At 37.2% G+C, this 25,627-nt stretch carries 19 protein-coding genes, 1 pseudogene and 1 riboswitch; all 20 genes and pseudogenes read left to right on the forward strand.

Going from position 1 to position 25,627, the window contains the following annotated elements:
- Positions 1 to 115 precede the first annotated feature (115 nt).
- Positions 116 to 832 (forward strand): hypothetical protein, encoded by a 717-nt coding sequence (locus tag J2S78_RS05375; RefSeq protein WP_306896905.1) that lies wholly within the window; start codon positions 116 to 118, stop codon positions 830 to 832.
- 10 nt (positions 833 to 842) lie between these two features.
- Positions 843 to 2,231, forward strand: a complete 1,389-nt coding sequence (locus J2S78_RS05380) for a hypothetical protein (RefSeq protein ID WP_306896906.1) — start codon at positions 843 to 845, stop codon at positions 2,229 to 2,231.
- 14 nt (positions 2,232 to 2,245) lie between these two features.
- Complete coding sequence (locus tag J2S78_RS05385; RefSeq protein ID WP_306896907.1) at positions 2,246 to 3,904, forward strand: GspE/PulE family protein; 1,659 nt, start codon at positions 2,246 to 2,248, stop codon at positions 3,902 to 3,904.
- A 15-nt stretch (positions 3,905 to 3,919) separates the two neighbouring features.
- Complete coding sequence (locus tag J2S78_RS05390; protein WP_306896908.1) at positions 3,920 to 4,963, forward strand: type IV pilus twitching motility protein PilT; 1,044 nt, start codon at positions 3,920 to 3,922, stop codon at positions 4,961 to 4,963.
- Between the two features lie 30 nt (positions 4,964 to 4,993).
- Positions 4,994 to 6,202, forward strand: a complete 1,209-nt coding sequence (locus tag J2S78_RS05395) for a type II secretion system F family protein (protein WP_306896909.1) — start codon at positions 4,994 to 4,996, stop codon at positions 6,200 to 6,202.
- A gap of 63 nt (positions 6,203 to 6,265) precedes the next feature.
- Positions 6,266 to 6,346: riboswitch (cyclic di-GMP riboswitch) on the forward strand.
- Between the two features lie 99 nt (positions 6,347 to 6,445).
- A complete protein-coding gene (locus J2S78_RS05400) occupies positions 6,446 to 6,949 on the forward strand; it encodes a competence type IV pilus major pilin ComGC (protein WP_306896910.1) in 504 nt (167 codons plus the stop codon).
- A 163-nt stretch (positions 6,950 to 7,112) separates the two neighbouring features.
- Complete coding sequence (locus J2S78_RS05405) at positions 7,113 to 7,877, forward strand: prepilin peptidase (RefSeq protein ID WP_306896911.1); 765 nt, start codon at positions 7,113 to 7,115, stop codon at positions 7,875 to 7,877.
- Positions 7,878 to 7,913: 36 nt separating this feature from the next.
- A complete protein-coding gene (pilM, locus tag J2S78_RS05410; protein WP_306896912.1) occupies positions 7,914 to 8,906 on the forward strand; it encodes a type IV pilus biogenesis protein PilM in 993 nt (330 codons plus the stop codon).
- A gap of 31 nt (positions 8,907 to 8,937) precedes the next feature.
- Positions 8,938 to 9,528: a PilN family protein gene (locus J2S78_RS05415; protein WP_306896913.1), complete on the forward strand. Its 591-nt coding sequence runs from the start codon at positions 8,938 to 8,940 to the stop codon at positions 9,526 to 9,528.
- The gene (locus J2S78_RS05420) at positions 9,518 to 10,171 is read left to right on the forward strand and encodes a hypothetical protein (protein ID WP_306896914.1); all 654 of its coding nucleotides are present in this window, start codon (positions 9,518 to 9,520) and stop codon (positions 10,169 to 10,171) included. Before J2S78_RS05415 ends, J2S78_RS05420 begins: the two co-directional genes overlap by 11 nt.
- Before the next feature lie 141 nt (positions 10,172 to 10,312).
- Positions 10,313 to 11,275 (forward strand): hypothetical protein, encoded by a 963-nt coding sequence (locus J2S78_RS05425; protein WP_306896915.1) that lies wholly within the window; start codon positions 10,313 to 10,315, stop codon positions 11,273 to 11,275.
- 124 nt (positions 11,276 to 11,399) lie between these two features.
- Entirely contained in the window at positions 11,400 to 11,981 is a 582-nt protein-coding gene (locus tag J2S78_RS05430) for a Maf family protein (RefSeq protein ID WP_306896916.1), read from the forward strand.
- A 19-nt stretch (positions 11,982 to 12,000) separates the two neighbouring features.
- Positions 12,001 to 12,534: pseudogene (gene radC / locus J2S78_RS05435) on the forward strand (RadC family protein); the annotation flags it as partial.
- Between the two features lie 225 nt (positions 12,535 to 12,759).
- The gene (locus J2S78_RS05440) at positions 12,760 to 13,098 is read left to right on the forward strand and encodes a DUF5839 family protein (protein ID WP_306896917.1); all 339 of its coding nucleotides are present in this window, start codon (positions 12,760 to 12,762) and stop codon (positions 13,096 to 13,098) included.
- A gap of 77 nt (positions 13,099 to 13,175) precedes the next feature.
- Positions 13,176 to 15,047, forward strand: coding sequence for a hypothetical protein (locus J2S78_RS05445; RefSeq protein WP_306896918.1), 1,872 nt, complete (start codon positions 13,176 to 13,178; stop codon positions 15,045 to 15,047).
- A gap of 324 nt (positions 15,048 to 15,371) precedes the next feature.
- A complete protein-coding gene (locus J2S78_RS05450; protein WP_306896919.1) occupies positions 15,372 to 17,225 on the forward strand; it encodes an AAA family ATPase in 1,854 nt (617 codons plus the stop codon).
- Positions 17,212 to 18,945 carry a UvrD-helicase domain-containing protein gene (locus J2S78_RS05455; RefSeq protein WP_306896920.1) on the forward strand — a complete coding sequence of 578 codons (1,734 nt, stop codon included), beginning with the start codon at positions 17,212 to 17,214 and terminating at the stop codon, positions 18,943 to 18,945. Before J2S78_RS05450 ends, J2S78_RS05455 begins: the two co-directional genes overlap by 14 nt.
- A gap of 654 nt (positions 18,946 to 19,599) precedes the next feature.
- Complete coding sequence (locus tag J2S78_RS05460) at positions 19,600 to 21,195, forward strand: type I restriction-modification system subunit M (protein ID WP_306896921.1); 1,596 nt, start codon at positions 19,600 to 19,602, stop codon at positions 21,193 to 21,195.
- A complete protein-coding gene (locus J2S78_RS05465) occupies positions 21,185 to 22,396 on the forward strand; it encodes a restriction endonuclease subunit S (RefSeq protein ID WP_306896922.1) in 1,212 nt (403 codons plus the stop codon). The genes J2S78_RS05460 and J2S78_RS05465 overlap by 11 nt, the downstream gene beginning before the upstream one ends.
- A 12-nt stretch (positions 22,397 to 22,408) precedes the next feature.
- Positions 22,409 to 25,573: a type I restriction endonuclease subunit R gene (locus J2S78_RS05470; RefSeq protein WP_306896923.1), complete on the forward strand. Its 3,165-nt coding sequence runs from the start codon at positions 22,409 to 22,411 to the stop codon at positions 25,571 to 25,573.
- Positions 25,574 to 25,627 lie beyond the last annotated feature (54 nt).

Genomic DNA, 25,627 nt, shown 5'->3' on the forward strand with positions numbered 1-25,627 from the left:
TCGATCTTTCAGTAGATCTGGTTATCCTTTTTCTATGTTGAAATGTAAAAATTATCGCAGAGAGTTACACATACGTAAGAAAATACGATATGATAGGACAAAGGGTGGTGGTTCAATGGTCTTTGTAATGATGGGGACAGGAGCTATTTTAGGGTATTTTGTCCTACGTGTAATACCATTAGAGATTAATAGACGATTACGAATACAGCTGATTACAGCAGCTTTTATGATTGTTATGTTAGTTTATTTAATACAAGAGATTTACTTTTGGTCCTTAGGATTAATTGTTTTAGTTGCTCTGCTTTTATTGTTTTCTATTATTTTTGGTAAACAAATGGAATATGCTGATACTATTGCAGAGGAGTCGGAGAAAATCGAAAAGATAGATGAAGTCGCTGAAATAAAGCAACAAGAGAACTACGGACAAGCACGTGAAAGACTGGAATCGCCTGCTTATAGTGTGTCAGCAGACAATCGTTATCTTACTGCGGACGATGAGTTGAACGTAGATAATAACGCCGCTGGTGATTTCATTTCAAAGAAGGACGATATGTTAGACACGAGTTCTTTTGTCGAAGAAGATAGTACGACAGATAATGGGGAATTGGACTTTTTTCAACATCGTTCTTTCTTAATAGAAAAAGACGAACAATCTGAAGAAGAAATAGACATGGAAGAGCGAGAAGAGGACGAGGCAGAAGAAGATTTAGTGGTCCAACAAAACAATACACGGTCCTACGACGAGATAAACAAAACAGACATATCCGATAAACGACTGAGATTATTAGAAGAACTAGACGATGAATATGCAATAAACGAGAGTAACCGGTGAGGTGCGCCTAATGAAACGAAACTATTACATCGAAAAATCTTTTATTTTGTTAACATTGACAGCATTCTTTATATTTCTATTTTCTTGGGGGAGTACAGTTGCTATGGAAGCAGCTTGGACTTCTGAAGAACGCTTACCAGAAAGCACTGTCATTGGTGGTGTTAATGTAGGGGGATTACTCGAATCAGACGCTAATGAAATACTTACTGAAGAGAGCGAAAACTGGAAAAACAGCTCTGGTACAGCCCTTTCCTTATTTAATGAGGAAGTTATTTTCGATTCTGAGGTGATAAACATAGATGTGGCAAAAAGTATTGATCTTGCTCTTGAAAAAGGAAGTATTCCGCTGCAAGCTACCATTAATCAATCAGCGGTAGAGAATCACCTTGAACGTTTCTCCTTTGCCAATCTGCGCGAACGTGTGTCTATGGCAGATTTAAAAAATAGATTAACTGTAATTTCTAATATTACAGACAGTGATTATGAGCAAGTTGATGTTGCGGACTATTTTGATGAAGATTATGCGTTGGAAAAAGAGACATTTAATCAAGTAACAATCACGCGAAATGAACCTTTCCCATCGTATTTCCAAGAATGGATAGGTGCATTAGATGGTTATGAAACACCGTCTCATACAACGTTTTCTTTAATACAGGCATTAGAGGGAAGCGATGTGTCTTATTTTGATGACCCTTCCTTGGATGTACTAGCTTCTGCATTTTTTCAAGTAATGGGCCAAACGAACTTCGTATTAAGCGAACGACATATTAATGAAAGTCTTCCTTCTTATATAGAATTGGGACAAGATGCCCATGTTGAACCGGAGAAAGAAGATTTACGTTTTTATAATCCGAATATATATGCTTATGAATGGAATTTAGAAGTAGAAAGAAATCAATTAACTGTTTCGTTGCAAGGTCTGCCTTTTTTACACGATTATTCAATGGGAACAAGAGAAGAGGAAACAATGGAACCAAGGACCATTGTAACGTTCAATTCTTCGCGGTCTCCCGGTGAAAAAGAGACTCTTACTGATGGTGAAGTTGGGCATTTTGCAGACGTTATTCGTGAAGTGAAAAACGATGAGGACGTTGTGATAGAGGAAACTGAGCTGGCACAAGATTATTACGCACCTGTTCAACGATTGGAAGAGTGGAGTTTACAGGATAGAGCGGCTATGGATGATGAAATACCTGAACAAGTTTGGGAAGAAAATGATAACGAATCTACTGAATCAGAAGGTGAAATGAATGATGTTGATGAAACAGAAGAGGAGTTAGAGGAATCAGAAAATGATACGACTGTAACGGAAGGTGAAGCAAAGAAAGAAGAAAACAGGGAGCCAGAAGATACACTTGAAGATACGGATGATGATACTCCAGTCAAAGGTTACGATTAAAAGGGGTGTGACATATGGCAGAAAGACGTAAACGACTAGGGGATCTTTTGCTCGAAGCAAACTTAATTACAGAGGATAAACTAGAAGATACACTCCAAACAAAACGAAACAATCAAAAGCTTGGAGACGCGCTGATTGAACGAAATTATATTAATGAACAACAATTAATTGAAGCGTTGGAATACCAATTAGGTATCCCTCGCATCAGCCTTCATAATCACCCGGTGGAAGAAAGTGCTATACGGCTTTTGAGCAAAGAGTTTGCGCTCCGACATGTACTTTTACCGCTCCAAAAGGAAGGACAGCGCCTTCGTGTAGCGATGGCAGATCCGATGGACTATTTTGCGATTGATGAATTACGTGTAGCTACCGGCTTCCACATAGATCCGGTCATTGCAACGCACGAAGAACTTAGGACATATATTCAAAAGCATTACCATATTCAAGAGTCGTTAGAACAGTTTGCAGAGAACGATAGCCCGGAAAATTGGGATGAGGAAGGAAATCAAGACGAAGATGCTCCCATCATTAGAATGGTTGATCAAATGATTTCATACGGACTGAAGCAGCAGGCAAGTGATATTCACATTGATCCGCATGAATCGAAAGTGCTCGTTCGTTACCGGATTGACGGTATATTAAAGACAGATCAGGCCTTCCCAAAAAACATGCAGAACGCCCTCACAGCTCGAATAAAGATCATGGCTGATTTAAATATTACAGAAACAAGACTTCCCCAAGATGGACGTGTGAAAACAACGGTCGACCTGCACCCCATTGATCTTAGAATATCGATACTTCCTACTGTTTTTGGAGAAAAAATCGTTTTACGAATAATGGATTTAGGCAGTTCGCTAAATAATATTTCTGAATTAGGTTTTAATAAAGTAAATTATAACCGTTTTAAAAATTTAATAGAACAGCCATCAGGAATGGTCTTGTTGACGGGTCCTACAGGTTCTGGAAAAACATCAACTTTATATGCATCGCTGCATCATTTGAACACGGAAAAGGTCAATATTATAACGGTCGAGGATCCTGTAGAATATCAACTTGAAGGAATTAATCAAATGCAGGTAAATGCTGACATAGGGTTAACGTTTGCGACTGGATTACGTTCAATTTTGCGACAAGATCCTAACATAGTAATGGTGGGGGAGATCCGGGATTCAGAAACGGCTGACATTGCTATCAGAGCTTCTCTTACCGGGCATCTTGTATTTAGTACACTACATACTAATAGTGCCATTGCAACCGTGCCTCGTTTAATGGATATGGGAGTAGAGCCGTATATGGTTGTCTCATCATTATCCGGGATTGCTGCTCAACGTCTTGTCCGCAAAATTTGCGTAAACTGTCGCCAGCCTTATGAACCAAACGAGATGGAAAAAGAACTATTTGAAAAACGCGGGATAGCACCGGGTACCGTTTATAAAGGGAAGGGCTGCTCATCATGTAACCATACAGGCTATCGTGGACGATTGGCTATTCATGAACTACTTGAAATGGATGACACGATTCGAAACATGCTCATGAATCATGAGTCGATAGCTACGTTAAGGCAATATGCACTAAAAGAAGGTATGATTTTTCTAATAGATGATGGTTTGTTAAAAGTAAAACAAGGCAGTACAACGATAGAAGAGATTTTGAGAGTAGCTGTCGATGAATAAGGAGGGGGAAAAGGCATGTCACATCGCTTAGATACTTTACTGACGGATGCTTTTGAAAAAGGAGCTTCAGATATTCATATTACAGTAGGGATTCCTCCAATCTTTCGGATAAACGGGGAACTTTCACGTCAAGGTGATGAACCTCTGCGCCCGCAAGATACGGAAGAAATGGCTAAATCGGTAATGATGGAGCCGCTATGGCATAAGTTTCAAAAAAAAGGTGAGATTGATTTTTCGCATGGTATTCGTGGGGTGTCGCGTTTTCGAATGAACGCTTATTTTCAACGTTCTTGTGTAAGTATGGCGATTCGTGTTGTTCCAACTCATATTCCATCTTTGCAAGAGTTGCATATGCCTGAATTTGTACAAACAATCGCTGAAAAACCACAAGGATTGGTGTTAGTGACTGGGCCGACAGGTAGTGGAAAATCAACTACACTTGCGTCGATGATAGATTATGTCAATCAAACGATGAAACGTCACATTATTACACTCGAAGATCCTATAGAGTATTTACATAAACATCAACGCTCTTTGGTAGATCAACGAGAAATTGGGTTTGACACGCAAAACTTTGCGAATGGCCTGCGTTCATGTTTGCGTCAAGATCCCGATATTATATTAGTTGGAGAGATGAGAGATTTAGAAACAATCTCAACAGCTATTACAGCAGCTGAAACTGGTCACCTGGTACTTGGAACACTTCACACGACGAACGCGGCAGCAACGATTGATCGTATCATTGATGTATTTCCTCCTGATCAACAAATTCAAATTAGAATTCAACTTGCATCTGTTTTGAGTGCTGTCATCAGTCAACGTTTATTTCGTAAAAAAGGTGGAGAGGGAAGGCAGGCAGCAACTGAAGTGTTAACAAGTAATGGAGCTGTTCAAAATTTAATTCGGAATGAAAAAATCCATCAAATTCCAAGTGTCATGCAAACGAGTAAAGCAGAAGGTATGCACACATTAGAAATGTCGATAAAGGAGCTGCTTCAAAAAGATGTCATTGATAAAACAGCAGCACAATCATTTCTCACCACCCCAACGGCGGAGTAATAGCATTTTATAAACAGGTAGGAGATAAATATGCCTTATTTTCAATATAAAGGCCTTAATAAAAAAGGACAGATTGTTAGCGGCAAAAAGAAAGGTGCCAGCACAAACGACGTAAAAGAAAAACTATATAAACAGGGAATCGCAGCAAAAGAATTGAAAATGCTGGAAGGTATCTTGTATAAAGACCTTTCCATAGGTAAAAAAGTTTCGACAAAAGAATTTGTTTTATTTCTACGGCAATTGTCTACGTTGCTTCAAGCTGGAATTACTTTGGTAGAAGCGATGAATATACTTATTAGGCAAACGGAAAAGAAATCGTTCCGAATAATCTTGTCAGAATTAGAAAATGAATTACGGGCAGGTGTATCTTTTTCAGAAGCAACGGCGAAATATCCAAGTGTTTTTTCTTCCCTATTCGTAAATATGGTAAGAGCAGGAGAAGCAAGTGGGAATTTGGATGGAATATTGGATAGACTAGCTTCTTTGTTTGAAAAGCAATATGATACTAGGCGTAAGGTTATTTCTGCTTTAACATATCCATCAGTAATAGGTGTTGTAGCAGTTGCTGTTGTCTTTTTTCTATTAATGTATATTGTACCTACATTTGCGGATATGTACGAATCGTTTGATGAGGAACTCCCTACTATCACTCTCATGGTGTTGAATGCGGGAGAGTTATTTGGACGATGGTGGTGGATTGTTTTAGTGACGATTGGGATTGTACCGTTCCTTATAAAAGCGGGAAGACGACAGAGTAGCGTTTTTTTATATTATACAGACTTTGTTTTATTAAAGCTTCCTATTTTTGGAGTATTACTGCAAAAAGCAGCGATTGCAAGAATGACAAGAACACTCAGTTCTTTGTTAGGTAGTTCTGTACCGATTATATCTTCCCTATCCATTGTGCAACGTGTGACGGGGAATGAGATAATATCTGTTACATTGCAAAAAGCTAAAGGAGAAGTAGAACGAGGAGAATCGATTGCCAGTCCGTTAGAGAAAGACTGGGTTTTTCCGCCAATGGTAACTCAAATGATTGCTGTTGGAGAAACGTCTGGTTCGCTTGATTCGATGTTAAGCAAAGTGGCAGACTATTATGAAGCGGAAGTGGACGCTGCTACAGATCAGATAAAATCACTGATTGAACCGATTATGATTTTAATACTAGCAGCAGTCGTAGGAATCATTGTAGCATCTATTGCTGTTCCGATGTTTGATATGTTTGATGCTGTTCAATAAATCTAGAAAAAAAGGATGACAAATCTCATTTTGTTCACTATAATGAAAAAAGTAGTGAACATATAGAACTATGGAAGCGAAGAGGGATTACCTGTATTTGGGCACTTGGGTCGTCCGTAGCTGCTAGTGCAACCGGCCATTTTAGACTGAATACACATTCAGGTACAATGGCCATTTTTTATGTTTAACTTAACGAAAAAAGGTATTAAGTCTTGGTCTAAAAGAATTAAGGAGGAAGAAAAAATGAAAAATGTATTAAACGCTGCAAAAAATGAACGAGGGTTGACGTTGATTGAACTGCTCGCCGTAATTGTTATTTTAGGGATTATTGCGGCAATCGCTGTTCCGAGCATAGGTGGAATTATTGATAATAGTAAAAAAGACGCTCATATTGCCAATGCTGAACAAATGGTAAGTTCAGCTAGACTTGCACAAGTGTCAGATTTAGCAGTAGACGAAAAAAATGGCACCTACGAGTATTCAATAGAAGACTTAGTAGAGGGCGGCTATATAGAAAACGTGGAAAGCCCTGGTAATAATGGTCCGTATGATCATAGTAATTCTATCGTGGAGATAGATAATGGTGGAGATGGTGATGGAGATGATGGAAATGAAAATCCTACCTACACTATTACACTAGCTGCTGAGGAAGGTGGAAATTACATTAGCGATGAAACAATTGATGCCCTCCGAGGAAGTGAAGATGATGAGGGAAGAGAGTTAGTAGATTTGAACGGTAATAATTAATATATTGTATATCATACTGCCTTATATTAGTAGGATGCTCTTCTTACATCCGCTATAAAGGCAGTTTTTTAACAGATAGAATGGAATACTGCTATTCGTCATGCGTAAGGTATGGTAGAATAAAGTCAATAATATGCGACAATAGTCGAAGGAAGGACATAACATGGATGTCTTTTGGTCTGTATACATAGGCATAGTTGGACTAATATTCGGCTCTTTTTTTAATGTTGTAGGGTTGCGAGTGCCAAAAAGGGAATCTATTATAAGTCCAAGGTCCCGTTGTTCGACATGTGGAACAACATTGCAGGCAATAGATTTAATACCGGTCTTGTCATATTTAATGATTGGTGGCAAGTGTCGAACATGTAAAGCAAGAGTATCTTGTTTTTACCCTATTATAGAAAGTTTGACGGCAGTTCTTTATCTAGCTGCTTGGTTTTCTTGGGGACTATCTTGGCAGATGCTTGCTGCTTTATTACTGATTTCACTCCTTATCATTATCATAGTAAGCGATATATCAACCATGCTGATTCCCGACAAAATTCTGATTGTCTTTACGATCCCCATCCTTTTAATAAGGATGACCGCAGCGCCACTTGATCCGTGGTGGAATGCTTGGGCTGGAGCAGCTTTAGGCTTTGTGTTGCTGCTAGTACTTGCTATCATCAGCAAGGGAGGCATGGGTGGCGGTGATATAAAATTATTCGCGCTTCTTGGTCTGTTTTTCGGTTGGCAAGGGTTAGTGCTCACTTTCTTCCTTGCAGTATTTTTAGGTGCTGTCATTGGCGGTATCGGTATGTTGATTGGAAAAGTACAAAGAGGAGTGCCGATGCCTTTTGGTCCATTTATCGCAGCAGGTAGTATCATTACACTATTTATTGGAGACAACTTGTTGACTTGGTATACTGATTTTTTCATAGATAAATGATTTTAGGGGTGTGCAGGTCTGAGGGGGAAAGGTGACATGGAGTTGTTCGGAAAGAAAAAAGAAAAAAGAAACACTCTCATGATAAAGGATCATGTCATTCGTTTTATAAAAGCAAAAGGACCAGGTTTAGATAATATAGAACGTATGGAAGAAAAGTATTTGCCCAAAGGTGTCATCAGTGAAGGGAAAATCGAAGACGATGAAAGGCTTGAGCAAATTCTTTTAGAATGTGTCGATCAGTGGGGATTACGTAATCAACCAGTCCAATATTGCATCCCTGATGTGTTCATTGTAGCAAGGAAGGTATCTTTACCAGAAGATACAGAAAAAAATGAAGCGGCGGCATACTTATACATGGAAATTGGCGAAAGCATCCCAGTTCCTTTTGAAGATCCAGTTTTCGATTTTGTCTATGCCCCGGAAGGCCATGCTGTTATCTTGTTAACTGCTCCTCGATATCATGTAGAGGCGTACGCATCAATGCTACAAAAGGTCCGATGTAAACCGAATGCAGCTGATATCTCAGCCATATGCCTTTATCGTACGCTTGCTGCTACAAAAGTTGTCAGTGCAAAAGAGCATACATTGTTGTTGCAAATGGACATGCAGGCAGTGGCAGCACTTGTTAGTATTTACACAGCAGATAAACCACTGTTTATCAGTCACATACCGTTAGAAAAGAGTCTGAAATCTTGGGAAATGAAGACGGGTAGAACAGAAGACTATTATCCTGAATGGATTGGAAATGATGAAACATTACGTGAGCAAGTTGATACAGTAACCGATGAAATAGAAAGAATCATGAGTTTTTATAGATATTCTCTTCAACAAGGAACCTACGGGATTGATAGAATGATAGTCGGAGGAGACCACCCTTTTTTACAAATGTGGGTGGATGCGTTGGCTGAACGAGTTGAGATTCCTGTAAGTGAAGCTGCAACAGCAAAGATGACAGTGTTGGAAGAAGAAATACCGGTCCGTTTTTTTGAAAACGCAGGACTCGTTTTAAAGGAAAACATACGAAACTGACTATAGACAGAAACTAGTTGGGGGAACGTCGATGATAGCAGATATCAATTTACTTCCAGAAAAAGAGAAAAAAGATGGAACTTGGCTGGTTGTTTTTAGTGTTCTCCTTGTGCTGCTTGTAATGGTTTATGTTTCAACTCAATTTATGATCGCAAAAGAAGAAGAAGCGGTGGCAACATTAGAAGAGGAACAGCAGGCCTTGTCATCAGAGATTCAAGCGGAACAATCCAGGCAGGGAGAAGAGGGAGAAATCGCCGATCTCCAACAGGCAGCTAACACTATACATAACACGATTGTTCCCGCTTCTAGCTTGCTAGAAAGAATGACTGCTTCATTGCCCGACGGTGGTTACATTACAGCGATAGATTACGCCTATCCGTCCTTATTAAATGTAACGGTGCAAGTTAATGAAGTAAATGAAGCAGCTGATTTGCAGCACACTCTTCAGGAAGAGGAATCCTTCTCTAATGTGTCGATGGTATCAGTGAATTATTCTGATCCATTAGAAGAAAATCCGGAAAGATTCCATGAAGAGGAACGTATTCCAAGGTATAAAGCGGTGTTTGAGATGAATGTAGAAGGCAGAGAATTAAGACAATCAGGTGAACAATATGAGAGTTAATGTTGAACGGCTGCACTGGATTGTTATCATAGTTGCGGGACTGTCGATTGTTGGTATCAGTTGTTATCAATATATATCAACCATTCAACCGCTCCAATCGAGCCAGCAAACCCTAGCCGAAGAAATCGAAGTATTAGAAAATAGGTTAGGGGAAGCAGAAAGAGAAAGCACCGCTTCTTCAAAAGACGTTGCTGCTGATTTGTATTCTTTGCAGCGAGAGCTTCCGCTGCAGCCGATGCCGGATGAAATACTGTTAGAGCTGGATCGAGCTGAAGAAATGTCTGACAGCTATATTCTTTCCATTGAAAAATTAGACGAAGTTGATACAACGGCTGCGGATTCTGAAGCAGACATACCGGAAGAAGAAATTGCAACAGAAGACCGGGGCGAGGCGACTCCTTTTTCTTACCTTGTCCGTGTACGAACGCCTCAATATGAGAATGTAGCGAGTTTTTTAGAATCTATTGATCATAGTAAGCGCCTGCTGAATGTAGATATGCTTCGTTTTGATGGAAGAGAAAAGCAAGTTTGGGAGGACGAAGAGCCAGATCCGTTAACGACAACAATTATTCTTACTGCTTTCTATTATCCAGAAACAGAGCTAGAAGAACGTGATATATCTTCTAGTATGGAAGAGTCATAAAAAAGAAAATTCGATTATTCAAGTTGAGACGATAATTGACAATCTTTTTAAGAGCGAGCCGACAGAGGTCTCGTTCTTTTTTAATTTTAATATGCTATGGTAACCAATAAATGCTAATAGCTTTGGAAAGGGGACGATGTGATGAAAAAGGACGAGCCTGATGTTTCCTTAAAAATTAACGGCAAGCATGTGAAAGAAAAGACTCGCTCCGAACAAGTTCAAGCGCCCTCCAATGATTTTTCCATCATAGATTGGAACGAACGACGAGCAGCTGAAACAGAAGCAGCGGCAGACCGGGAACAAAAGCCTAAAAAAAACAAAAAACCTGGTCTTCCGTTAAAAATGATGAGAAAAAAGCAACGCCTTAGACAAACAGAATCGAAAGAAAACAAGCCTATTTCTCTTTATTTTATATCATTAACGGGTGGAGCAGCAGCCTTAGGATTATTGTTTGGAATTATGTTACTCCAGTTTGTTTCTGCAGGTGATACTTCTACAGGGGCAGTGATTGATGACGAAGAACCTCCTCCTATCACTGCTGAGTTCAATGATTCGTTAACCATGTATTTTGTACAAGCTGGTGCCTTTACGAACAAGGAAAAAGGGATAGAGATGCAAAATCATTTATTAGACAAAGGGTTTCCTGGGATATTAACGTATGATGGTGAATTTTACTATTTGTTTTCAGGTGTATCTTTTCAAGAAAAAAATTCGCAACGGTTATTAGATTATTTTGAAGAGGAACAAGTGGAAGTGTATGAAAAAACGAGAACCGTACCTGATCCTGAAGCAACTGGAAATAACGAAGAGGTGACAAAGCAACTTTTACAAGCGAAACAAATTCTGACCGACACTGCCGAAGCGGTATTGGATGAAAATGTAGATGATGAATTAGTATCTAACGTGACAAATTTATTAGAAAAAACGGAATCATGGGAGGGAGAAAAGTTCATCCATTTGCATGAATCTATCGGAAAATTGGAAGAAGAATGGTCAAAAGCAAAAGAATCGTCGAGTGAGATACAGGAAATTTTAATAGAGTCTGTTCTTCATTATGAAGAAGCGGTTTACGCTCATAATGGTGTGGAGACCGATAAACAATAAGCTGTTTGAGAGAGAGGCGGATGCAGGAAAAAATTTCTTGTTATCCGCTTTCTTATTTGGTAAACTTATGCCACACCTTGTATAATACGTAGGACAATATGTATTAGAAAGGTGGTCTCTCTTCATGTCTTCCCTTATTTTAGCTTCGCAATCCCCTCGTCGAAAAGAATTATTACAACATGCAGGTTTGTCTTTCATTTCCCAAAAAAGCTTGGCCCCTGAAATCATAGAGAATGGTTCCAATCCTGCCAAAGTCGTAGAGGACTTAGCACTCGAAAAAGCTAAGGATGTTTTCTCCTATCAGCCAGACCATGTGGTTATTGGGGCAGATACGGTTGTTAGCTCGGATAACCAAATATTAGGAAAACCGTCTACAAAAGCTGAAGCACGTTTTATGCTACAGTCATTGTCTGGGCGTTCTCATCATGTTTATACTGGAACAGCAATTCTTTCCCCAAAAAAACTTAGACTATTCCATGTCAAAACAGAAGTTAGATTCTATCCGCTTGAGGACTGGTTCCTGGAAGCCTATTTATCAACATCAGAACCTTATGATAAAGCAGGCGCTTATGGTATTCAGGAAAAAGGCCGCTTGTTCGTTGAATCGTTAACGGGGGACTATTTTAATGTTGTTGGGCTTCCTATTTCCAGAGTGATGAGGGAATTACAAGCATTTGACGTATTCCCATCTTTTTCTTCAAATTAGCCAGAAAAGAGGTACTGACATGACAAAACCTTCTACAATGATAAAAAATGTTCCTGTATCTGAACGGCCGAGAGAAAAAATGATCAAGAACGGTCCAGAGTGTCTATCTAATCAGGAATTATTAGCCGTCTTGCTTCGCACGGGATCTAAACATGAATCTGTTCTTCAATTATCTCAACGTGTTCTTTATGACTTCGATGGTTTGCACTTATTAAAGGAAGCAACGGTGGAGGAGTTGCAGAAAATAAAAGGAATTGGACAAGCTAAGGCGCTAGAACTCCGTGCAGCGTTAGAACTCGGCCGGCGTATTCACACTTACCAAGAAGGAGAAAAATATGTCATACGTTCTCCGGAAGATGTATCAAGCTATGTCATGGAGGATATGAGATTTTTAACACAAGAACATTTTGTGATACTCTGCCTAAACACAAAAAACCAAGTAATTCATCGTCAAACCCTGTTTATCGGTAGTCTCAATTCAAGCATTGTCCACCCCAGAGAATTATTTAAAGAAGCACTCCGCCGTTCTGCCGCGTCTGTTATTTTGGCTCATATAGGTATAAAAATTTAAGGGCGAAATTATAAATTATTGTGTTCATAATGTTATATTAATTTCGCCGTTTTTCTTAAGGCGAAATTAAGTTGAAAGTGGGACAGAAGTAGAGAAATAAGTTAACTCCTGGAAGAGAAAATTGATGAAATTATTATGTTTGCGTTAATAAATACCTTATACTAGAGAGGAGGATTTCATTTTCTGATTCAATTAGGAGGAACTTAAGTGAATAATAATAATACTGTTGCCGGTTTTCATGTGCTCGGAACTGAAAATGAAAATTTGAAATTAAATACAAATAAAATGTATCACTGGCATATTCCTAAAAGAATAAGAGATACGCCGATTGCACAGGGTGATATAGTGTTAGTTCAAACAAAAAGAGGGAATAGACCCCTTCTTGTTGTGAATGTTTTTCGTGAAGAAGATAAAGAAAAAAAACAAAAATATAAACGTGTTATCAAGTTATTGGAAAAAGAACCTGAAAAAAACATGTTTTTAAAAGTTAAACAATCGGGCCATGATTATGGAATACAGAAGAGGTTATTCAACACAAAGTGTTAATATAAATGATAGATGCTCAATACTAATTAAAAATCAATAAAAGTTGTAAGTTAGATTAACTAATAGGAATGATTTTTTTGCTAAGTAAAGATAGTAAACGGAAAATTAATTTTATAAAAAACTATTGGTTTGATGTACTTAGAATCGACATTTATACCTATGAAGAATTCAAACTTAATAATTTTAATACCCTTATTGATGAATTATTAGAGAACATTGCTTTGCTAGAGAATACACCAAAGATAACAAAAACCAGTAATGGCCTACTGTTTTTCCTAAAAGAAATGACTTCTTATATAGAAAAAAATCATTATTTTAACACCATTTACACAAACGAAACCTTCCAAATTAAAAGTGAAATTAAAAAAATAAGTTCATCTAATAATAAACAAGATATTAAAAGTGATTTGAAATATTTAAAAGGCATAATTAAAAACTTCAAAGAAACCCAAACTTTTACCATCGATAAAATGCTTAGAGAATTAAGCTTTTTAGTATATGATAATAAATCATTTGAAATAAATATCTACCGAATAAAAAGTTTGGTCAATGATTTGATTTCAGAATTATTGAGAGCAGGATATTCAAGCGAATTTCTTCAAGAAAAAGTATATTTAGCCAATAAATACGACTTTGATAAACAAAACATGATTTACTTGTCATTAAAAGAACAATTTCAACGGAAAATAGAAACATTAAAACCCAAAAACCGTTTTAGGAATACATTAGTTATTTTCAGAGTTAATAATTTAAAAACAATGATGCCATATGAAATAAATGATGTATTATTTTATAATCCAATAAGATCTGATTTATTAGAATGGAAGTTTAACCAAAAGGTACTATTTATAGAAGAGGGTCTCTTGGAAAGGAAAGAAATGGAAATTCTAGATAAATTCCGTAATTCCCTTAGTACATTAAGTGACAGTGATTGGTCAGAAATTAAATATACTGATGCTCATTGTAGAATCTGGTTAAAAAAAATTAACACAAACTTGGCAACTAAAATAGCTAGAAAAAAAGTAGAAGAAGTTGTAAATACACTTAGATATACATATAACCTTGACCATATTAGTATAAGTAATGAGTGTTGCATCAGATATGGCCTTCAAAGTAGATCACCTTTATTTAGAGCGAGGGATGCAAGTAAATATACAGGGGGATCATATAGAGGATTTGAGCTAGAAAAGGATATAAGGAAAGACAAATTAGATGATGAGAGTACTATAAATACTATTTTAAACTCCGATAATATAATGAAGGATTGGTTAATGAAAGGGATGCGATCATTACATGTTGGAGAAGATCAAGATCTTTATATAAATAAATTTATTCATTATTGGATTGCATTAGAGTATTTAGTAGGTATTAGGGATACTGGTAATAACGTCAAGTCTAGTGTATTGAAAAATGGTTCTGAAATACTAACCAGAAATTACTTCAGAACAGAGATTATTAATATATACAATCAACTAAAAGCTACATTTCACCAGAAAACTAACAAGATCACGGTCGGAGAAACTCCTATACCAGAAGAAATAAAGAACTTACCAGGATTATCAGATTTTATGTTTTCTTGTAATCTATATACAATTGCTGATAATTTGTTTAAATTCGAAAAGTACTGTACCAGTGAGTACCTCATATTCCGTTTACGGGAGTTTTCGAGTGTTTTTGAAAAAATAGACACTAGGGGAAGATTTATTTCGAAGCTAGAAATAAGCTATAAAAGTTTATTAGCAAGATTGTATAGGATTAGAAATAAGATTCTTCACTCTGCTTTAGTAGATGAAATAGAACTAAAGTTATATACTGAATGGTTGCATTCAATAGTAATTGCTTTATGTAACGATTTAATATACAGGCTTGGGGAACCTGATCTTAAGGATTATGAAAAATGGAAAAAAGAAGCTAAAACTAAGAAGTATTCACTAATAAATTATAATTAGTGTTCTCAACAATTGGGCGCGTTTGCCGGACAAAGTTGTTCCAGAAACGGGCTAGATTGTGGAGTAACTCTTATATTGCATTCTTACTGCGTAGCAAAATAATAAATAGTCTTTATCCATGATTACTTTGAAATCTAAGATACGGGATTTATATCTCAGTTACTAAATTTGCTTATATATTTAACATTAAGAGGTCCTTAGTTTTGTAACCAGCAAAACCGTGACAAAATTTCGAAGACTTTTATATAAAATTTTCCAAAATTTATGTATTTTGATAGAATAAAAAGGAACATTTCTTGTCTTATAATTGGCGGAGGACTTTAAATGAAATTAAATTATATTGAACTGAAAAACTACCGAAATATTATCGATACTAAAATAGGTTTTGATGAAAAGACACTAATTATCGGAGCAAATGATATTGGTAAAACTAATGTTTTATATGCCTTACGACTGCTCTTAGATAAATCATTATCCGAAAACGAATTAGAACCCCTTGATGAAGATTTTTGCATTTATTCAGGTGCAGAAACCAATGAATTTTCTATTACTCTTCACTTTGTCGAAGCTATTGAAGAATGTATTCTGTCATGTTTCAGGGAACTTATCAGCGATAAAGACGAAGTTTACATTAGGTATATTGCTACACGGACCAGAATCGGTGGTATAAAAGACTATAAGCTATTTGTGGGAACATCTCCTGATGAACTACAACTAGTTACAAGTAGGTTTTATTTAAGAGCATTGAACATGAGATACGTTAGTGCTACTCGACAAATAGACCAATATTTAAAAAGTCAAAAAAATAAGCTTATAGAATATTTGCAAGATGCTAGGTCGGAGGAGGAAGAACAGTCAGATAATGCAAGGTTTGAAGATTTAAGTGGTCGGATAAAAGTTATAGAAAATGAATTGAATACATTATCCTTTATTGGAAAGGCTGGAGAAATTCTTAATAACCAATTAAAAGACTTGTCTGAACACCATCAAGAACAGAAATTAAAGTTAGGTGTCGATTTACCATCAAACGATGATTTATTTCGAAAAATAAGTCTTCTATCTAGTATCGGAGAACACACAATTCAATTGGGTGGTGAAGGAAGAAAGAACCAGGCTTTTATTGCTCTGTGGTCTGCTTTAAATCAAATTTCTATTAAAGATGGACAACCAGACGAAGTTTCTATTTTCTGTATTGAAGAATCTGAGTCACATCTTCATCCACATCAACAAAGGAAATTGGCCGAATATCTAGTTAAAGTATTACCAACTCAGGTGGTTTTAACATCTCATTCTCCTTATATTGCATGTGAATTTCATCCTAATTCAATTATAAGGTTACATACGAAACAAGGTTCTCCAGCTACTGTTTGTAATCAAAATGGAGTATCGAAGGAATTGGGGGACCAAATTAGAGCGATGGAATATCGTCTAAGTCCTCTTATTGCAGAGGTATATTTTAGTGACTGTGTACTTCTAGTTGAGGGAACTTCTGAAATTGTTTTTTATAAGAGTTTAGCTCATCAAATAGGAGTGGATTTGGACAAGTTAAATATAAGCATTTTATCTGTTGAAGGTGTTGGTTTCACAAGATATATTGATTTATTAAATGCACTGGGTATACCTTGGGTGATGAGAACGGACAATGATTATCAAAAATACAAACGACCCAAGCAACAGTTAAAAGAAGCTTATTATCTAACCGGAATAAGAAGATTAATTAATATTTATTCAACAAAATGTTCTGGTAAAGTACCAATTGGAGAACAGCTAGTAAACCTTGCAGAATTGATTTTTGAAAATAAAGAAAAACTTACAGAAAATTCTGCTGCAAGTAATTCTCATAGGCTAGAAATGTACGATTTATTTTACCAACCACTAAGTAATTATGGCTTATTTTTAGCAAAAGAAGGATTAGAAGAAGATATTTATTATTCAAATAAAACTGTCCAAGACTCAATAAATCATTATTTTTCACCTAGCCAAGAGGATGAGGAAATTTTAGTGATTCAAGATATGGTATTAGAAATGAAAAGTGGAAAATCTACATTTATGTATCACTTTTTAGAAAAAAATAGAGACTGTTTAAGTTCTTTGAAGGATGATCCTTTATCGGGACCATTGTATGCATGTCAAACCATCGTACAGCAATTGAGGGTTGGTAATCATGGCGAACTTTGATCCGACACCTCAACAAAATACCATATTAAGCTGGGATAATAACGCAGTAATTATTGCTGGACCTGGCAGCGGAAAGACTTGGACCCTTGCTAAAAAGATTCAACAAGTTATAGAGGATTGTAGAGAATATCAAGGAGTCATTGCTATTTCTTATACAAATAAAGCAAGTAAAGAATTAGAAAAGAGAGCAAAATTATTGTGTGGTGAAACAAAGCAATCTTTTTTTAGTACAATCGATAGTTTTTGCAGCTCAGAAATCGTTTTGTCATTCGGTAAGAGACTGATGGGAACAGCTTCAGGACCAGTTTTAGTTGAAAAAGTCCAGGATGAGGAACAAGAACGACTTATAAAATCTATAAAAAAAGCAATAAAAGCGATTATAGAAAAATATTCTCAATACCCCGTTCACCAACTGTATGACCAAGGAATTTGCGTATATGAAGAATTAGACCTTTCTTATAGAATGTATTTGGAAGAACGATTTCTTTCGGGATACTTTGATCTACATTTAATTGGTGGTATGGCAAATTTAATACTTTTGAGTTCAGAAACATGTGCTAAATATTTAAAAGCAAAGTATCGATATGTATTTATTGACGAATTTCAAGATTCCGATTTCGAGCAATTTAGCCTATTTAAACGATTATCAGAAATTGGAATAATGAGTTGGGCAGTTGGTGATTTTAATCAATCCATATACTCGTTTAAATCCGGAAGTCCTGAGTATATGGAACAACTAACAACAATGGCTACTTTTGAGAAATTTGATATGAATATTAATCATCGGTGTCAACCCTTTATCCAAAATTATGCAGACCTATTTCTATGTCTTCAAAGAGGTATGAATATTTATTCTATTCCTGAAGGTGATAGTAGAATTGTTAGGGTCTCATTGACAGGTACGCAATATCAAATTGGATATTGGTTGAACGAATCCATTGAAAAAATTATTGAAATATCAGGTGTTGAAAAGAAGTCTGAGATTGCATTGTTAGGAAGAACAAATGAAACATTGGAAATGATATCAGACGTATTAACAATTCAACATCGATTACAGCACAAATTACTCTTAAATGACGACAGAAGTATTGGTGGCAATATGCTGCGGCAATTGATGATTTTATCATTTAATCAGAAGGAGTACACTGCTAAGGATTTCATTGAGTGTTATTTTGATTACCGTGTACGAGGATTAAGAAAAAATATAGATGCTGTTAAGAATTTAATAAAAGAGTTTAAACTTGAATGTCAAAATGAAGCTACAGATGTTAAAAAAAGCGAAAGAGTAATTAATATTCTTAGTGCAATAATTCAAAATATTTATCCTGATTATGAAATAAGTGAACTAACCAAAGTAGCCTGTGATCAATTGATAAACAATCCAACGTTACTTGAAAATTTTAAGCCATTTAAGGAAGATGAGATTCAATTATTAACTATTCACGGTTCAAAAGGGTTAGAATTTGATGTCGTATTACATTTAGACTTATTCGAAGACACGTTCCCGGATTTTCGTTCAGTGGGTAAACCTGTAAAACTTAGAGAAGATGAAAATCTGCATTATATAGCCCTTACAAGGGCAAAAGAGTATGTATTTCTTATTTCAAACTCGATAAAGCGATTTTATTCATCGAATGCACAAAGGTATTATGAATTTAATAAAAAACCCTCACCATTCATTTCGGGTTCAATCGAAGAATATCAGCTTACTATTGAATAAGCACAAAATACGCTTAACTATGTAAGCGTCAAATAATCCCTACCTTTTAGAAAGATAGGGATTTGTCGCATGCTGAATGCCAAAAATCAAAGAGCAATTTGCTTGAGAGCATGCCCCTTTTGGCTGTTGATATCAAAAAATAGGGGGGCTAGACTAACATGCCCAATTTTACAAAGGGTCCTTTTCTTTTTCAGTATAAAACGTTAACATAAAGATACTATATTTATAGGAGTTGCTAGTGTGGGGACCGTACCATAGTAACTTTTTTCTGCATTTCAATTTTTTTAGATTTGGTCACACTTTTGTCCAGGCTGCTTGAGTTTGGGCTTTTTATATTGCACTTATTATTATTAATTTAGAATAGTTTGGAGAATTCAGTATTGCATCTCCTAGTCATAGTTTAGTTTAAAATAAAAATTCTTTGCGTTTATTATTGTCTGAAACATAGAATACGTTTTTTTCTATACAATACTTAACATCAAGAGTTAGCTGAAAAGTTAGGGGAAAGGAGAGTTTTATTGACTGGTGGTGTTATCATATTAGTAGAATTAAATTATATATAATGAATAAATGTTTTATATTCTTTTGTTCAAAGTGTATTTCCTTCTCTAGTTTAACTAACAAAATTAAACATACATAAGGAGTATTTAGAAAATGGGAGCAGAATTAAATCAAAAATTATTCAGTGCGGCGGATAATCTCCGCAGTAAAATGGATGCATCAGAGTACAAGAATTACTTATTGGGATTAATATTTTATAAATACTTATCCGACAAGTTATTGCTAAAAGTTGTTGAGTTAGCAGATGAATCGCTAGAAGCCTATTCAACTCCTGAAAAGCAAACAAAACTCTATGAAGAGTTATTGGCTGACGAGGATACAAAAGAAGATTTAATTGCGACTGTTGTTGATACGTTAGGTTATGATATTGAGCCACGATATTTATTCAATGTATTAGCAAATCATGCGAAACAAAATATCTTTCAATTAAATGATCTAAATAGGGCGTTCATTCAGCTATCCACGAAGTATGATGCGTTCAGTGGCTTGTTTGATGATGTTGATTTGCAGTCCAAGAAATTAGGATCAGACGACCAACAACGTAATGTCACCATAACGGATGTTTTAAAGAAGCTGAATGATGTGGACCTCATTGGTTATGAAGGCGACGTGATCGGAGATGCTTACGAGTATTTGATTGGTCAGTTTGCATCGGAGGCGGGGAAAAAAGCTGGCGAGTTCTATACTCCTCACATGGTATCCGACATGATATCGCAGATTGTTGCCATTGGGCAAGAAGATAAGAAATGGTTCAGTGTATTTGACCCAACCATGGGATCAGGTTCATTAATGCTCAATGTACGAAACTACCTTAATTACTCGGATAAAGTAAAGTATCACGGCCAAGAACTAAATACGACAACCTTCAACTTGGCCAAAATGAACTTAATCTTACATGGTGTTGATCCGGAGGAAATGAGAGTTCGTAACGGGGACACATTAAACAAGGACTGGCCAACAGATGAACCGTATACGTTTGATTCCGTCGTGATGAATCCACCGTATTCGGCCAAATGGTCGGCAGATGAAACATTCCTGGATGACTCTCGTTTTAATCGTTACGGAAAGCTCGCTCCAAAATCCAAAGCTGACTTTGCCTTTGTCTTACACGGTTATTATCACTTAAAAGAAACAGGAACGATGGCGATTGTCCTGCCTCATGGGGTTCTATTTCGAGGGGCTGCGGAAGGAGTTATCCGTAAGAAACTGTTGGAAGATGGCAGTATCTATGCTGTGATTGGCATGCCTCCGAATTTATTCTTTGGAACCTCTATTCCAACGACCGTTCTAATCTTAAAGAAAAATCGCCGTACACGTGATGTGCTCTTTATTGATGCCAGTCGTGAATTTATTAAGGGGAAAAATCAGAATAAGTTATCGAAAGAGAACATTGAGAAGATCGTCAATACCTACAACAAACGAGAAAGCGTAGAGAAGTACGCTCATCTTGCCACGTTTGAGGAGATCAAAGAGAATGATTATAACTTAAATATTCCAAGATACGTGGATACGTTTGAAGAAGAAAAGCCTGTTGATATGAAATCAGTTGGTGATGAAATGAAAGAGATTCAACAGAACAAGAAAGTACTGCAAAAGAGTTTGTTTGAAGATATTTCGTCTCTTAAATACACTGATGAATACGCGGAATGGATTCAAGGCGCTTTAGAGGTGTTTGGCGATGAAGAATAAAACTACACCGAAGTTTCGATTTCATGGTTTTAGTGAAGATTGGATAGAAGAAAATATTGCAAACTATGCTAATTTCAGGCGTGGTTCTTTTCCTCAGCCTTACGGCAACAAAGAGTGGTATGGTGGAGAAGGAGCGATGCCATTTATACAGGTTGTAGATGTCACAGAGCATTTAACATTGGTCAATGATACTAAACAAAAAATAAGTGTTTTAGCTCAACCGAAAAGTATATTTGTTCCTGCTGGAAAAGTTGTTGTTACACTTCAAGGTAGTATTGGGAGAGTGGCTATAACACAATATGATGCCTATGTAGATAGAACATTACTTATTTTTGAGAGCTATAAAAATAGAACTGATGAACGATTTTGGGCTTACACAATACAACAAAAATTTGAGATTGAGAAACGAAAAGCTCCTGGTGGAACAATTAAGACAATTACAAAAGAAGCACTATCTTCTTTTTTGGTTTCTACTCCTCATTATATGGAACAACAAAAAATCGGCCAATTTTTCAAAAAACTCGATGATCAAATCGCCCTTCAGCAACGCCAAATCGAATTATTAAAAGAGAGCAAACAAGGATTTTTGCAGAAGATGTTTCCGAAAGATGGAGAGCATGTTCCGGAGGTTCGGTTTGATAGATTTAGTGGGAATTGGGAAGAAAGAAAAATAAGTAATTATCTCAAAGAAAGTAGAATTAAAGGATCGAATGGATTTGATGCTAAAAAACTAACTGTAAAGCTTTGGGGGAAGGGGATTGTCGAAAAAAATTCTGACTTCAAGGGAAGTGTTGCTACACAATACTATGTTCGAAAATCTGGTCAGTTTATGTATGGAAAGTTAGACTTTTTAAATCAGGCTTTTGGGATTGTGCCGAATCATCTTGACGGCTATGAATCTACATTAGATTCACCTGCGTTTGACATATCTAAAGACATGAATTCACATTTTTTATTGGAGTATGTATCAAGAGCTGAATTCTATTTACATCTTGGAACTATAGCAAATGGTTCTAGAAAAGCTAAAAGAATTCATGTAGATACATTTTTGAATATGCCGATTCACATTCCTAACAAAGCAGAACAACAAAAAATCGGCCAATTCTTCAAAAACCTTGATGATACTATCGCTCTGCATGAAAAAGAATTAGAACTTTTAAAGAAAACAAAGCAAGGATTCCTACCAAAAATGTTTGTCTAGGAGGTGACGTTATTGCATTCACTATCACATCGCTCGGAAGCTGAAATTGAATCCCATTTGATTGAGGTATTGGGGGAAGGACATAACCAGTGGACGTTTCGTAATGACCTGAAATCTGAAGCTGACCTCTGGAAAAACCTCCGTCAAAAAATCACGCAGAACAACCTCTCTGAGCTTAGAGATCGTCCTTTGACGGATAAAGAGTTTGAGGCGGTTAAAACAGAATTACTCTTACGCACTCAAACCCCGTTTGATGCGGCAAAATGGTTAAAAGGGGAGAACGGAATTGCCCGTATTACGATTGAACGGGAAGACAACAGTCTTGGCTTCGCTTCCCTAGTTCTCTATTCCAATCAGGATATTGGTGGCGGAATTTCCAGCTATGAAGTGGTCCATCAGATTGCCAAGAAAAGTGACCAGAGTGAGGGTCGAGATCGACGCTTTGATGTGACGCTCTTGATTAATGGGCTGCCCATTGTCCAAATGGAATTGAAAAAGGTAACGGCCAAAGACGGGGTGTATCAAGCCTTCAACCAGATTAAGAAATACGCGGAAGAAGGCATGTTCCGAAACAACATCTTTTCTACCCTTCAGTTATTTGTTGTATCCAATGAGCAAACGACCCGTTATTTTGCCAATGCGATGCCGAAAAATATGCATAGGAAGCTCATGTTCAGCTGGCGCACGAAAGACAATAAGAAAGTCGAGAACCTCTATGAATTTTGTAAGCAAGCGTTGAATATTCCAGATGCGCACCGTTTGATCGCTCACTATACCATCGTCAGTGAGGACCAAGATAACAAAACCTTGATGGTGCTGCAGCCGTATCAGGTACATGCTATTGAAGCCCTGTTTACAGCAGCGAATAAACATCAGTCCGGGTACGTCTGGCATGCCACAGGTTCCGGAAAAACGTTGACGAGCTTTGTTTCCACGAAACTCTTAGCTAAAAAATCCGGAATCGACCGGACCATTATGCTTGTGGACCGTAAGGATCTGGATAACCAGACCACCAGTGAATTCACAAAGTTTGCCTCCGAATTTAACACGGGGATCTCTTCAGGAAATACGCCTGCGAACAGTTTGATTGTGGGAACGGGAAGTTCAAAAGAATTAAGCAAGACGCTCTTGGCAGATGCCAATTCCAATGTCGTCATCGTGACGACACGCCAAAAACTTGATTCTGCGTTAAAATACGCGAAATGGAGTGAGGAGAAAAAAGGTACGAATCGGTATCAAAAACTGATGGGGCAACATATTGTGTTCATTGTGGATGAATGTCACCGTGCATTAAGTGCGGAGAACATGGAAGAGATCAAAGAATTCTTCCCTAATTCCACCTGGTTTGGCTTTACCGGCACCCCTATTTTTGAAGAGAACAAGAAACAGGCGAAAGGTAAACTAGCGAGGACCACGCACGACCAATATGGTGAGGTACTACATACGTACACCATTAAGAACGCTTTAGAAGATGGCTCTGTTCTAGGCTTTCAAGTGGAACACGAAACGACGATTGAGCCGACTTCCTTAGATAACATGATTTATCATAAACTAAAAAACAGCGAGAGCTATACCCACCTTCCCTCGGAGTCGATAAATCAAGCAATTGATGATATGTCAGGGGTGGAGAAAGAAAATTATATCGAGAAAAGTATGTATGAGCAGGACGATCACATTGATAAAGTGATTAAGAAGATCCTGCGCCCTGATAATGCCTATACAAAATTTGATTTTAAGAATGGAAAACCGACGAAATCAGCGATCTTAACAACGAGTTCCATTGCTATGGCCAAGCGATATTATCATGCCATTAAAGCCATAACGCAAGATGAGGATTGGATGGAACAAGTATTTTCTAATCGACCGATTCGAGAAGGACGTACCATGAATGACCCAGACTTCCCAAGAGTTGCGATCACGTATTCATTGGACGAGAATACAGAGAATGCGGTAGAACAGCAGCAAGAAATGCAAGACATCATCGATGACTACAATCGGTATTACCAAACCGCATGGTCGCTCACAGACCTCGAACGCTATAACGGGGATATTAATAATCGCCTGGCGAGAAAACGGGCGGAGTACAAACAAATGGGGCGCCAAGTAGACCTGGTGATCGTGGTGGACCGGTTATTGACAGGGTTTGACGCGCCGACGATTCAGACGTTATTTGTGGATCGCCATCTTGAATATGCTGGTTTGATTCAGGCATTTTCCCGAACAAATCGAACCTATCCGGATAAATCGAGAGGTTTAATTGTCACGTTCCGCAAGCCTTTTAAGATGGAACAGAACGTGGAGAAAGCCACCAAGCTGTATTCGGAAGTGAAAGAAGAATCCGGTTTGATTTATCCAACCTATGATTCCGCTAAGAAACGATTCAAGAAGGCGTATAAAGCGTTTTCTGACATCATCGAGAAAGAAGGGGAAGTCAACGAGCACTCCACGCTGGAAACACGGGTGGGATATGTAAAAGCTTTTCAGGAGTTGAATAATGCTTACGAAGCCCTAGTGACGTACGACAGCTATAACAATGATATAAATACCTCCAAAGCCTTACAGGAACAAGTGCGTGCATTGGAAGAAGAAGTTGGCGTCTATGAAACTGTCAAGGGCTCGCTGGTGGAGGTCGATAGTGAGGACGATCCCGATGATGAACCAGACTTCTCAGATTTAACCTTCTACAGTGATGCCACGACAAAGCTTTATGATATTGATTCAAGTTATATTGATCAGCTGTTAGGCACATATGAAGCGAATAATCCAGATGTTCGTGAAGAAATCGAGAGTGCATTAAAGAAATTAAATAAGTCTGACATAGTAAAAGACGTGTATCGGAATATATTAAATGCGATGGACGAGAAAGAGATCGAAGAGAATGAAGACGTATTTGCAGTGAAGAGACGCTTCTTTACTGAGAAGAAATATCAAATTGTAGAGACATTCAGTACTTACTGGTGTGTCTCCAATAATGAACTGCATGCTTCTGCGATTCGGTATATGGTCGGAATGGACGGAATTCCAAATATGAAAAGCATCATCGAGAGCAAGGATTACGAGACCTTTAGAACGCATCATCCTGACATAAAGCCGTTTAGTTATCCTCAAATGATGAAAAGGGAATGGCAAAAGGTACTAGATGAACAAATCGTACCGTTAGATGACGAACTAAGATAATTGTAATTCTATATGTGAGGGAAGATGATAATATAATAAATCTAATCACCTCCT

It is taken from the genome of Salibacterium salarium (assembly GCF_030813635.1).
GTDB classification, from domain to species: domain Bacteria; phylum Bacillota; class Bacilli; order Bacillales; family Marinococcaceae; genus Salibacterium; species Salibacterium salarium.